This is a genomic window from Chryseobacterium sp. L12 (assembly GCF_056133985.1).
This window is the reverse complement of record NZ_JBVYOF010000027.1, coordinates 16,482-28,994: the sequence shown is the minus strand read 5'-3', so window position 1 is coordinate 28,994 and position 12,513 is coordinate 16,482. Positions and strand designations below refer to the sequence as shown.

At 35.6% G+C, this 12,513-nt stretch carries 9 protein-coding genes; 2 read left to right on the top strand and 7 right to left on the bottom strand.

Going from position 1 to position 12,513, the window contains the following annotated elements:
• Nucleotides 1-3: 3 nt before the first annotated feature.
• Complete coding sequence (locus AC0NBN_RS14075; protein ID WP_160812274.1) at nucleotides 4-1,557, bottom strand: RagB/SusD family nutrient uptake outer membrane protein; 1,554 nt, start codon at nucleotides 1,555-1,557, stop codon at nucleotides 4-6.
• A gap of 10 nt (nucleotides 1,558-1,567) precedes the next feature.
• Nucleotides 1,568-4,447: a SusC/RagA family TonB-linked outer membrane protein gene (locus tag AC0NBN_RS14070; protein ID WP_160812273.1), complete on the bottom strand. Its 2,880-nt coding sequence runs from the start codon at nucleotides 4,445-4,447 to the stop codon at nucleotides 1,568-1,570.
• A gap of 329 nt (nucleotides 4,448-4,776) precedes the next feature.
• On the opposite strand from AC0NBN_RS14070, the gene metG reads away from it, so the two are divergent.
• Nucleotides 4,777-6,810, top strand: a complete 2,034-nt coding sequence (metG, locus tag AC0NBN_RS14065; protein ID WP_160812272.1) for a methionine--tRNA ligase — start codon at nucleotides 4,777-4,779, stop codon at nucleotides 6,808-6,810.
• 69 nt (nucleotides 6,811-6,879) lie between these two features.
• On the opposite strand, the gene AC0NBN_RS14060 is transcribed toward metG, so the two are convergent.
• The 3 genes from AC0NBN_RS14060 to AC0NBN_RS14050 are packed head-to-tail and all read right to left on the bottom strand — an operon-like array spanning nucleotide 6,880 to nucleotide 8,350.
• A complete protein-coding gene (locus tag AC0NBN_RS14060; RefSeq protein ID WP_160812271.1) occupies nucleotides 6,880-7,401 on the bottom strand; it encodes a hypothetical protein in 522 nt (173 codons plus the stop codon).
• 9 nt (nucleotides 7,402-7,410) lie between these two features.
• Nucleotides 7,411-7,974 (bottom strand): hypothetical protein, encoded by a 564-nt coding sequence (locus tag AC0NBN_RS14055; RefSeq protein WP_160812270.1) that lies wholly within the window; start codon nucleotides 7,972-7,974, stop codon nucleotides 7,411-7,413.
• A gap of 4 nt (nucleotides 7,975-7,978) precedes the next feature.
• Nucleotides 7,979-8,350, bottom strand: a complete 372-nt coding sequence (locus AC0NBN_RS14050; protein ID WP_143884988.1) for a hypothetical protein — start codon at nucleotides 8,348-8,350, stop codon at nucleotides 7,979-7,981.
• Between the two features lie 607 nt (nucleotides 8,351-8,957).
• On the opposite strand from AC0NBN_RS14050, the gene AC0NBN_RS14045 reads away from it, so the two are divergent.
• Nucleotides 8,958-9,518 carry a hypothetical protein gene (locus AC0NBN_RS14045; RefSeq protein ID WP_160812269.1) on the top strand — a complete coding sequence of 187 codons (561 nt, stop codon included), beginning with the start codon at nucleotides 8,958-8,960 and terminating at the stop codon, nucleotides 9,516-9,518.
• Between the two features lie 45 nt (nucleotides 9,519-9,563).
• Here AC0NBN_RS14045 and AC0NBN_RS14040 read toward each other — a convergent pair whose 3' ends face one another.
• Nucleotides 9,564-11,156 carry a family 10 glycosylhydrolase gene (locus AC0NBN_RS14040; RefSeq protein WP_160812268.1) on the bottom strand — a complete coding sequence of 531 codons (1,593 nt, stop codon included), beginning with the start codon at nucleotides 11,154-11,156 and terminating at the stop codon, nucleotides 9,564-9,566.
• Nucleotides 11,157-11,263: 107 nt separating this feature from the next.
• A complete protein-coding gene (locus tag AC0NBN_RS14035) occupies nucleotides 11,264-12,373 on the bottom strand; it encodes a M23 family metallopeptidase (protein ID WP_160812267.1) in 1,110 nt (369 codons plus the stop codon).
• Nucleotides 12,374-12,513: the final 140 nt, after the last annotated feature.

Genomic DNA, 12,513 nt, shown 5'->3' with positions numbered 1-12,513 from the left:
AAATTAATACCCTGGATTTTGAGTTAGATTAGGATTTGCCTGAATTGCAGAAGCTGGAATTGGGAAAAGCTTATAATTATCTGATATAGATGTTCCGTTTGCTACGCCTCCTTTCCAAGGCCAAAGATAAGTTGCGCCGGTAAATCTTCCGAATCTTATTAAATCCTGTCTTCTGACACCCTCAAGACCTAACTCTCTACCTCTTTCATCCAATACGTTTTGTAAAGTAAGTGCAGGAAGAGAAGAAGCATTTGATCTTGTGCGAATTTGATTAACATAGGTAAGACCCTGTGCTACATTGGCTGTAGAAGCGCCTCTCAAAGCACACTCAGCATATATAAGATAGGCATCTGCTAATCTGAAAAGAGGAAAGTCAGTAGATGAAAAAGATGTTACGGCACCAGAACCATCTGAATTCTTATTAGAAAATTTTATTGAAGGATAACCATCGGTCCACTCTTTATAGTCAGCCATTTCATAATTGTGGCCTGTTAACCAAAATTGCTTTGCTCTAACATCTGTACTTGCTGCAAGTGCTGCTGCATTGGGTGCAAAAAGTCCATACCATCCTTTTGTTGCACGGTGTCCACCCCAGCCTTCTGTTGCTCCATATGTATCTAAAGTCATAGTAGCTGAGTTCAGATTTCCATTCACAATATAGGTAGTATTACCAAAGCTTTGAGAATTGCTAGCATCAGCAATCAAAGGGAAAATAATTTCTTTGGAAGTATTATTATCAGCTCGGAAATTTTTTGCGAAATTAGACTCTAACTGATATATACCACTTGTAATTACTTTTGTAGCATAAGTTGCAGCCTCACTATACTTTGCGGATCCGGTGTAGACCTCAGCATTAAGATATAATTTAGCTAATAACATCTGAACTACAGCCTGATTTGCTCTACCGTAGCTATTTGAAGGAGCAATCTTCGATTCGATATCTTTAAGTTCGGTTTCTACAAATGCAAATAGTTCAGCCCTTGAAGCTTCAGGAATAGGGTTAGGAGTACCATAATTTTCATCATTGACTAATGGGCCTTTTCCAAAAAAATCAATTAAATAATAATATGATAATGCTCTTAAAAACCTTAGTTCACTAATATACTGGTCTTCATTTGGAACGTCTACTTTTTCTTTCAAAATAATAATGAGATTAGTAGTTTGAGGAATAGTATAATAAATTCTGTCGTATACATATTTAAAAAATTTATTATTAGAATTCCATCCTGTTGTTGTCGTTAACTGGTCTAATCCGTTATCTCCCCACCTATTTTTCATTCCATCAGCCGTAAAATCATTAAGATTTACAAGCCCCCTGATAAAAGGTGATTCTCCAGCATTAGCTCCTGCGATATCAGAATCTCCCGGACCTGAAACACTGGAGAGTGCAAATGTGGAATACATTCTGGATAGTAATCCTTCTACGGCATTAGGATCTCTTACCAATAACTCTTCTAAAGTCAGTTCATATTTAGGTTCAGTTACCAGATCATTGGTACAAGATGCAAGAAATAATCCTGCTATTGCTAATATGCTATATATTTTTGTTTTTTTCATTTTAAATCAATTAAAAATTAAAGTTAAAGCCTAAAGTATAAATTCTTGGTCTTGGATAAAAATTACTATCAATTCCTCCAAAATTCTCAGGATCTTGTCCTTTATAATTAGTAATAATAAAAGCATTGTTTACTGATCCGTAAATTCTTAAATCTAGTTTGTTGCCAAATATTTTGTCAATTTTATAACCTAAAGTAACATTATCCATTCTCAGAAATGAAGCATCATGCAAGAAATAATCTGAGAAAAACATATTGTCAGTTGGCTGAACAAGATTTATAGAATACTGATTGTTTGAGAAATCAAGAGTATTATTTAAATGTTCTGAGTTTGACGGCTTGGTCTGATTAACAAAACCTTGCGCAACATGTCTTCCATCATACACTTTACCGCCAATCTGTCCCCTCAGGTTAGCAGTGAAATCCCAATTTTTGTACGTTAATGATGTTCCAAATCCATAAGTAAAATTAGGAATCATTTGAGCATCATAACGATCTTCGTTAGTGATAATTCCATCACCATTTCTGTCTACAAAAGAATCTGCAATAGGGTTACCTGACGCATCATAAACCTGTTGGAACACCCAGGCTGAATATGGCTGTAAACCAACAACATTATATGCAACTTTTACGCCTGTTCCTACTGGAAGATCTCCTCCTGCAGAAATTCTGTCATAATATTTCAGTTCTAAAATTTCTCCTTTATTATAGGAAAAATTACCAAAAATATTCCAGTTTAGATTTTCATTTTTAATTGGATTTACATTAAGATTCATTTCTACCCCACGATTTCTTAAAGATCCAACATTATCCGAAAATTCATTAGTAAGACCTTGTCCAGGTGGTAGTGGAGCTTTCAGTAATAGATCGGTAGATTTTCTATCATAAAAATCAATGCTTCCTGAAATTAAATTATTTCTGAATAGGCTGAAATCTACACCTGCATTCCAGCTTGTCGTTGTTTCCCATTTCAGATTTTGATTAAAAGGCAAAGCATTATAAATGTTAAAACCAGGAAGGTATTGAGCAGTTTCAGAGCCTAAAGAAAATAAAGGTCTTGAAGGATAAAAACCTCCAGAAATCTGAGTTATATCTTGCTGACCTGTCTGCCCCCATCCTAATCTTAGCTTAAGTTCTTTAACAACAGATGAGTTTCTAAGAAATTCCTCTTCCTGCATTTTCCATGCAACTGCTGCAGAAGGAAAATATCCCCACTGGTTGTCAAAGCCATTAAATAGAGAAGATGCATCTGCTCTGAAAGATGCAGTAAACAAATATCTGTTTTTAATATCTACATTAGTCCTTGCAAAGAAAGACTGTAAATTCAGGTGATTAAAATATCCAAATGTAGGATTAGCTCTGTTTGGTTGCGGAATTCTAATTCCGGAACCGCTTGGATCTGCGTAGAATTGCTCTTTATTTCCATCATATCTAAAATCCTGATAAGTATAACCTCCCTGAATTAAAAAATTAGTAAAAAAGTCATTAATTTTTCTGTTATAAACTAAATATGCATCCAAGTTTCTATTATTAGTAAACTGGTTTTCCGCATATCCCAAGCCTGGATTATATAAGATATCATCCAAAGAATTGTATACTAAATTGATTACTGAATTACGGGCATTAGGTGCATAAGTTTCACGAATTTTAGTTCTTGAAGATTCAATACCCATATTGACAACCGCTCTTAAGTCTGGTAAAAAGTGAAATTTATAATCCAACTCAACATTTCCTAAAAAACGCATTGTGTTTTCTGGTCTAAATCTCTGCTCAAGTAGACCAAGAGGATTAGAATCAGTTGTTAAATTGTAACGTCCATTTGTTCCAATGTAATAATTTTGATAATATCCTCCAAAATAGTTAGGTCCATTCATGCCCCAAACATCACTACTATATACTGGTAATGTTGGATTTCTTGATAATGCACTTCCTATTGCACCACCAGCATCTACAGTCTGTTTGTCTACTTTAAACCCTTTTGCATTAATATCTACTTTTAGGTGTTTATCAAAAAATGTTGGTGTAAGTCTTAAGGTTGCAGAATATCTTTCTAAATCATCATTTCTCACTACCCCTTCTGTCCTGTTATATCCTAAAGATAATCTTACAGGTAATCTATTAAAGAGATTTCCAGAGGCACTAAAGTTGTTATCTGTAGATACTGAAGTTCTGTAAACTACATCCTGCCAGTTGGTGTCATAAACTTTTCCCATGACAGTCGGGTTGTTGATATCTCCACCAACACCAAGCTTCCATACATCATTTGGAAAATAGTTTTTAACAAAATCTACGAACTGGTCAGAGTCCATTACATCAATGTATTTTGAAACTTTTCCAACAGAAACATTGGTGTTGAAACTCATTTTTAATTTTCCGCCGCCTGATTTCGTTTTAATCAAAATTACACCATTAGAAGCTCTCGCACCGTAAATTGCTGTAGCGGAAGCATCTTTCAGAATTGAAAATGATTCTATATCATTTGGATTTACTAAAGCTAAAGGGTTTTGTATTCCTGCTGGATTAGTAGCATCAAGAGGAATTCCGTCGATAACAATCAAAGGGTTATTAGATGCACTTAGAGATGATCCTCCTCTAATTCTTATATTTGGATTAGAATCTGGTGAACCTCCGTTATTTGTTATCCTAACTCCTGGAGCCTTCCCCTGTATCAGTTGATCAGCGGAGACAATTGCACCTTTGTTAAAATCTTTCTCAGTTACAGCAGTCACTGATCCTGTAAGATCTGTTTTCTTCTTAGCTCCAAAACCCACTAAAACAACTTCTTCAATAGCCTTTTCTTTTGTAAGAGAGTCTTGTGTTTGTGCCTGCAATATTGAGCTTGCCAATAAAAATGCCGGCGCAATTTTTAACACCGTTGTAAAATTTTTCACAATATTATATTTTATATAGTTTCTTTATTTTTCTTTAGCTTTAAGCTTTGGTGCAATTTATAAAAAAATTATAATTATCATAATTTTATTTTAATTTAACATAAAATTATGTATATTAAACAAGTAATTTTATTTAATTTACTGATAACAAATTATTTAATGAAAATATGCATAACATAACATGGTTTGTAAATTAACAATAAGTTAAACATTTGTTTAACTTATTATCATATTAATTAACTAATTAGACCTATTTTGTTTCATAATATTCATATTGAGATAATTTTGAAGATTTACCTTATCTTTGCAGACTTAAAACTATACTATAAATGTCAAACAGAAAGATGATTACGGCAGCTTTGCCTTATGCAAACGGACCGGTTCATATTGGGCATTTGGCGGGAGTTTATATTCCTGCAGATGTTTATGCGAGATTTCAGAGAAGATCAGGGAAAGATGTGGCGTTTATCTGCGGAAGCGATGAACACGGAATCCCTATTACCATAAGAGCTAAAAAAGAAGGCGTTACGCCGCAGGATATTGTTGATAAATACCACGAAATCATCAAAAAATCGTTCTCAGATTTGGGAATTTCTTTTGACGAGTATTCAAGAACAACATCATCAAATCACCGTATAACAAGTCAGGATTTTTTTAAAGTTCTTTACGAAAAAGGGAAGTTTACAGAAGAAATGTCTGAGCAGTATTTTGACGAACAGGCGGGAGAATTCTTAGCAGACCGGTATATTGTAGGAACCTGCCCGAATTGTGGTAATGAAAATGCGTACGGAGATCAGTGTGAAAAATGCGGTTCTACCCTTTCACCATCCGAATTGATCAATCCAAAATCAATGTTGAGCGGCAATGTTCCTATTTTAAAAGAAACAAAAAACTGGTATTTACCATTAAATGAATACGAAGATTTCCTAAACGAATGGATCATTGAAGGTCATAAAGACGACTGGAAGCCGAATGTCTACGGACAGGTAAAATCCTGGTTGAATGACGGTTTGAAACCTCGTGCAATGACCAGAGATTTGAATTGGGGTGTTCCTGTTCCGCTTCCGAATGCTGAAGGGAAAGTACTTTACGTTTGGTTTGATGCACCGATCGGTTATATTTCTTTCACGAAAGAATGGGCTGAGAAAAACGGAAAAGACTGGAAAGATTACTGGCAAAGCGAAGAATCTGATTTGGTTCACTTTATCGGAAAAGATAATATTGTGTTTCACTGTATTATTTTCCCTGCGATGATGAAAGCTCACGGCGATTTTAATATGCCAAAAAATGTCCCTGCTTTTGAATTTCTGAATCTTGAAAACGATAAAATCTCAACTTCAAGAAACTGGGCGGTTTGGGCGCACGAATATGTGGAAGATTTCCCCGGACAACAGGATGTATTGAGATATGCTCTTCTTTCATCGGCTCCGGAAACAAAAGATAATAACTTTACGTGGAAGGATTTTCAGACCAAAAATAATTCAGAATTGGTTGGGATTTTCGGAAACTTCATCAACAGAGTGGCAGTTTTAATTCATAAATATTATGATGGAGTTGTTCCTCAAGGTGATGTAAATACTCCTGAATTAGCAGAAATCAATAAAGCTGCAAAAGAAATTTCAGGTTTTCTGGAAAACTACGAATTCAGAAATTCTTTAACAGCTTTAATGAATTTAGCACGTTTCGGAAACCAGTATCTTCAGACAGAAGAACCTTGGAAAACCATTAAAGACCATCCTGAAAAAGCGGCGCATTCTCTATTTGTAGGCGCTCAGATTGCTGTTGCTTTAGCTCAATTATGTGAACCTTTTATGCCTTTCAGTTCTGAAAAATTATTGACTCTATTTAATGTTCAAAAATCAGATTGGAAAGACGTTGAAACTAAATCTGTTTTAATTGAAACTGGTCACAAAATCAACGAAGCCTCTCTTCTTTTCTCAAAAATTGAAGACGATGTTATCGAAGCTCAAATCCAAAAACTGGAAGACACCAAACAAAACAATAAAAAAACAAACCCAAACGCCAATCCTATGAAAGACGAAATCACTTTTGATGATTTTACAAAAATCGACTTAAGAACTGCAACCATTTTAGAAGCTGAAAAAGTAGAAAAAGCAGATAAATTGTTAAAACTGAAAGTAGATACCGGAGTGGATATAAGAACGGTAGTTTCAGGAATTGCAGAAAGCTTTACTCCAGAAGAAGTGATTGGAAAGCAGGTAATGATTTTATTAAATCTTGCTCCGAGAAAAATCAGAGGAATCGAATCTCAGGGAATGTTGCTTTTAACCACAAAACCGGACGGAAAATTATCTTTTGTAACGCCTGACGAAACGGTAGATAATGGTATTGAGATTGGATAAGATCAATTTTGTATAATATAGAATAGCTCCTTACAAATAAGGAGCTATTTTTATTGTTAGAGAATGTAATTAATAAATCTGGATATAGCTGTGGACAGTTCCTCCAGAAGTAATAGTAAACCATTCCGCCTCCGAAACCGATCCCATCTCATAGGTAGGATAATTGCTTGCACAAGGAGCTACTCCTAATTCAAAATGATCATAAATATTATTTGCTGCATCTCTTAAATCAAATGCATAAAATGACCAATCGGTGGTAGGTGAAATAGCCACTACATTCGGATGATTGTAAGGAAGTACCGAAGCCGGTGTCGTATTAGACATTCTTACAAGGTAATCGAATACGGGAATAGTAGCGGTATTAGCGGTGTAATATTTAACGTATTCTGTACTCGAAGAAGCTGGAATTGTAAAATTGCCACTAGACAAGGTATTTCCCACGTAAAGTTCCGGAACACAATTGGTCAGATCAGCAGCTCTCAACCTCCCTGTAAGCTTATAACTTGAATAATTGTTTATTGTAAGCGGAGTTACTTGGGAAAATGCAATGGTGCTTAAAAATAAGCTGAACATTAAAAATATCTTTTTCATAATCTTCAATTAAAAAATATCAATAAAAGTATATTTTATACTTCCGGACGTAATAGTATACCATTCAGCATAGCCATAAACACTGGAAACATTTGTCGGTCCGCTGAAACAGCTATTAGTACCATCTCCCAAATTTCCTAAAAAATAAGTTTCAGGTACGTTTGTTCCTCCTGAAGACACCGGAGTGTTTGTTCCTGCAAACCACATTTGAAATTTAGTGTGTCTCCAGTCAGTATTTAATGAGATAGGTCCCATTGGGGATAATGTAGGATGGCCTGGAATTCTTGGCATACCAGGATTAGTTGGTGAAGTAGTAACAAAAAAAGAGCTGATACCTGATGCCACACCATCACTGTACGTTGACAGGTAAAAGCTGTCGGATGCGGGTACTAGAAGTTGATCGGGTACGGCGGGATATCCAATACTGATCATAGGATAACAGGTTCCTAATGGAGTCGCCATTAACTGACCACGAAAATCATAAGGTGAATAATTGTTGATGGTAAGCTTACTTTGCTGTGCAAAAATCTGGGTTCCTAAAGCACAGCAGATTATTAAAAAATGCTTTTTCATAATATTACAATTTCACGTTATTTCTTATTTGAGCCATTTTTTCCTGATTAATCTGGATTGCCCAGACCAAAATCGCAGAAACATCTCCATTTGTTTTCTGCTGAATTTGCGCATCTGTAACTCCGGTAGACTTAATAAGTTCTGTTGCAGAAGGAAGAAGAATTCTTTTTCTTCTGTCGCTTAATTCTGCACTCCCGCTTCTTTTTTCTTCCTCGGTGGCTCTATTGGCGGGATCTCCCAGACTTCGCATTGCTTTGGCAAAGTTTTGCATTTCAGGAGTTTTCATAGATTCTACTGTATTAACAGTTGCACTTTCGTTGGTGCAAGAATTTAACACAACCATTAAAAGGCTAAGTGTAAAAAGAATTTTTTTCATAGTAAATAAATTTTTGTTATTAAAAAGGTTTGATGAATTGTAACTTCTAGATTTTAGTTAATGAATTAAATTTTCAAAAAACAATGAATTAAGTGTACTGCAATTTAACAATAAATTATTTCCATCATTATGGATTAAACTAAAATATTTACATATAATGGGAATTATTTATAAATTTACACTTATGGTTGCAATTCAAATAACTATTAATCAATGCTTTGCATAACATCTTTCATGATTAAATATTTCAATGCAAATTATTATTCAAATTTAAATGACATATATATGTACTTAAAATCTCATGCGATCCTCATTAATATACCACTAAGAAATAATATTTCTGATGCTTTGTTAAAAAAATACTTGATAATAAACTCATTTTAAACCACTTGCAATATATCAGACTGTATAATTGTTTAATATCTGACCATGAAAGAAACATAAATTGATAAATTATTACAACAACAGCTTGTGGTGTTGAATATCTATGAGTAGTTTAACACAGGATTAAGTTAAATCAATTAACAATGAAAAATGCAATTAAAATGATTTGAGCTAATTATCATCAGAAACATGAATATTACTTTAATAAACTAAATTAAATATTATGAAAACGAATATCTTAACTTTATTCTCAGTACTATGGCTTGCAGTATATACCAATGCACAGCAGTCGACATTGCTCGTTTACAACTATTCATCCTATTTCCTGGAGGCGAGAATTGAAGCAAATGGTCTTAATGGCAGTTGTTACCCTAGAGTTTCAAGTAATGATTACAGCAATTATAATCTGACTTTTGATCCCGCAAGTGGAGGAAGTCCTTTTATTGCGGAATTTATAAAATTCAATCAGGGATTGTCGGCTACTCCACCGGTTAGCCAATGGTTGGTGCAAACTTCAGCAACAAATCCCCAAACATGGAGAACTCCTGCTCATCCTTCATTAAATAATGTCAGCGTCATCACAACAGAAACCGACTGGACTGACTGTCTGATGGTTGGGAGAGATGCCAACTTTAATTATGGTGCAGAGCTGGAATTGGGAGATCCTGCTTATGATTCGTGCAACGGAGCTTCAGAAACGTACCAGTTCAGGTCTACTTTAGAGGGAGAATGGTTCACCATTACTTCAGGATCTGCAAAATTTACTATCGTACAGGTTTTTTAAGATTAAAAAAATAAGGCTGATAATCCATCAGCCTTATTATATTGATTATTGCTTTACTTTTTTTGCCATATAATCGCTTTCATTTCCTAAACGGTCTATCGCCTTTATTGCTACCACATTTAATGTTTTACCATTTTTAAACTTTGGAATATCCTTCGAAAGTGTTTCCAAAGTCAGGATTTCAGTATTCCAAACTCCATCGTATTGTGTAAAAAGAACCCATAGAAATACATTACCAATTTTTTTAGAACTCCAGCTGGCCTGTACAAAACTTCCATTATCGTTGGTAAACAAAGTAGGCTTTTCTAAAGGAAGTGTTTTAATCCATGGACTTCTTGGAGTTAGTGCTTTTTCCTTATACGGTCCGTTTTTTAGTGTAGGGAGCATACCTGCGTTTTTCGTTAAGCCTGCAATACTCCAATGGATGGTTCCCATGCTGCTATTTAAAATCTGTCTTGATAATTCTACCTGATTTTTAATCTCGGAAGGACGGTCAGAAGCTTTGATTTCCACTGTATTTAAGCCGGGCCAGAGATGGCGGTTCATTGTATTTTCAGATTTCCACCAGTTCAGCAATGCAGGAAAACTTTGTCCTTTAGACTCAATCGGCCAGTATAACTGCGGCGAAAAATAATCTACCCAGCCTTTATTAAGCCATAATTTAGCATCAGCATACAACTCATCGTATTGTGATGAACCTACAATTCCTTCGGGATAACCGGGTTTCCAAATCCCAAACGGACTGATGCCGAATTTTACATGATTTTTTTCTGCATGAATTTCTTTATAAATTCTTTCTACAAATTTATTGACGTTGTCCCGTCTCCAGTCTGCTCTGTTTAATGTTCCGCCGTTTTTTACATATTCGTTCCAGGAGGTATGATCAGGGAAATCTGCTCCCCGGTTGTACGTTGCATAAGGATAAAAATAATCATCGAAATGCACTGCATCAATATCATATCTTTTTACAATATCTTTTACCACATTAGACACGTGTCCTTGAGTTTTCGCATTGGCAGGATCAAACCAGTACATTCCGTTTTTTAATCTGATGGTTATATCTGAAAGCTTATTGACCATAGACTGATTGGTAACGGCACCTCCGTTAGAATGATGTGCTCTGTAAGGATTCAGCCATACATGAAGTTCCATACCTCTTTTATGAGATTCTTCAACCCAGAATTGCAAAGGATCATAATTGGGATAAGGCGGCTCACCGGTTTTCCCGGTCAGGAAATATGACCATGGCTCAAGCTCGCTTGTGTACAACGCATCTGCAGAAGGACGAACCTGAAAAATAACAGCATTAAAATTGTTTTCCTGCAGCATATTCAGCATACTGATGGCTTCTCTTTTCTGCTGTTCTACAGATAAATTATTTCTTGAAGGCCAGTTGATATTGGCGACACTTGCAATCCACACTCCACGGAATTCACGGTTGATAGCCGGAAGATCTACTTTTAACTCTTCCTCAACTGCTGCTACAGGAGGAACAGATACCGGATTTGGAATTTTAACCGTCTTGTCTGGTGTTTTTGCGGGTTTTGCTGCAGGCAATTTTTCTCTCACAGCACAAGAAGTAGTGAAAGATGCAAACAGTCCCAAAAGGCATACTAATTTTATATGAGTGATTTTCATTGATCTATAATTCAAACTGATCTGTAATTAAGGATTTCAAGATAATAAAATTCAGAATACAAAAAAAGGATATAACCATTTAGACTCATTAATTATGACAAACAGCATTATTCAAGCCTGTCTGAATATATAAATCCTTCAGTTCCGTCATCAGTTTTTATATGACACCAGTCTTTCCCTGCAGCGAGAATTTTTATGGCTGTTCTACCTGCTAATTTTTTAAGAGTCGTATATTCTGTACCCGGTCCTGATCTTATCACAGATCCTGCTTTGGCAAACTTTGCAGAAAGTATTTTCAACGGTGGAGAAACAGATTCGGGTAATTTAGTCTTTTTTACAAAAGAATAAGGATCTACTGCTCCACCCAAGGTGTAAATTCCGAAGTGAAGATGTGGCGAACCTCCAGCTGCATTTCCTGTACTTCCTACTAATCCTAATGTGTCACCCGCTTTTACCCGCTGACCGCTATTTGCAATAATACTGTCTAAATGTGCATAATAGTAAGAATAATTCATTTCCGGATCTCTCATCCAAACCTGCTTCCCGCCTAAGCCCTGATTTCCGGTTCTTGTGACAGTTCCGTTGATTACTGCTGTTACAGGAGTTCCCCTTCGTGCAAAAATATCTATTCCTTCATGACTTCTGCCGCCACCGTCACGGCTTGCACCCCAAAAACTCTGAACATCACTGTTCCCTTTTCCTGCCACAGGAAAACTGAGGGAAGGTTGCGTATAGATCTTCAATACAAATGTTCCGGCAAAATTGATTTCCGGCTGCACAATAATTTTATACGATCCTGTATTTTCAATTCTTTTTGTAAATCTCCCTTTACTGATGAGTACACTTTCTGCTTTTTCTTTAGAATAAACCTTTTCGCTGATATCAACAAAGATCTTTGCATTGGGATCACCGGCAATGGCTTCTACCACTAAAAGCCGTCCCTGCTGAAGTTCCACAGAATAGCCCAACGCAGGAATGCTGATTTCATTGACCTGAACAGAAAATACATTACCATCTTTTACAACAAGCTGATTATCTGCGGCAGATGCAAAATTGCTTTTCCACTGTGTCATAAGACTGTCTGCGCCTGAAAAGTTCCTCTCATACTTTATACGTTCTGAAGTTTCAAAAATATTTCTCGCTTTTTTTAATCCGTCACATGATATGAGAAGAATAAAAAGAAGAGAAAGAATGAGTAAGGAGTGGAATATTTTCATACGCTATGTCAGTATATTTTTGGTCAGATTAATTTTATTCTTATCTTTAACATTTAAGGCTAAAACAAGTCAGGAAAGAGATAATCTATGCTGATTGATAAATTTCGCTTCATTAATGATGATTGTCTGCTTTTAATTGT

What these genes read in the sequence shown, in the direction of transcription:
- AC0NBN_RS14060 (WP_160812271.1), bottom strand. Translation starts at nt 7,401, where the DNA reads ATGAAAAAGATATTTTTAATGTTCAGCTTATTTTTAAGCACCATTGCA.
- AC0NBN_RS14075 (WP_160812274.1), bottom strand. Translation starts at nt 1,557, where the DNA reads ATGAAAAAAACAAAAATATATAGCATATTAGCAATAGCAGGATTATTT.
- metG (WP_160812272.1), top strand. Translation starts at nt 4,777, where the DNA reads ATGTCAAACAGAAAGATGATTACGGCAGCTTTGCCTTATGCAAACGGA.
- AC0NBN_RS14055 (WP_160812270.1), bottom strand. Translation starts at nt 7,974, where the DNA reads ATGAAAAAGCATTTTTTAATAATCTGCTGTGCTTTAGGAACCCAGATT.
- AC0NBN_RS14040 (WP_160812268.1), bottom strand. Translation starts at nt 11,156, where the DNA reads ATGAAAATCACTCATATAAAATTAGTATGCCTTTTGGGACTGTTTGCA.
- AC0NBN_RS14045 (WP_160812269.1), top strand. Translation starts at nt 8,958, where the DNA reads ATGAAAACGAATATCTTAACTTTATTCTCAGTACTATGGCTTGCAGTA.
- AC0NBN_RS14035 (WP_160812267.1), bottom strand. Translation starts at nt 12,373, where the DNA reads ATGAAAATATTCCACTCCTTACTCATTCTTTCTCTTCTTTTTATTCTT.
- AC0NBN_RS14050 (WP_143884988.1), bottom strand. Translation starts at nt 8,350, where the DNA reads ATGAAAAAAATTCTTTTTACACTTAGCCTTTTAATGGTTGTGTTAAAT.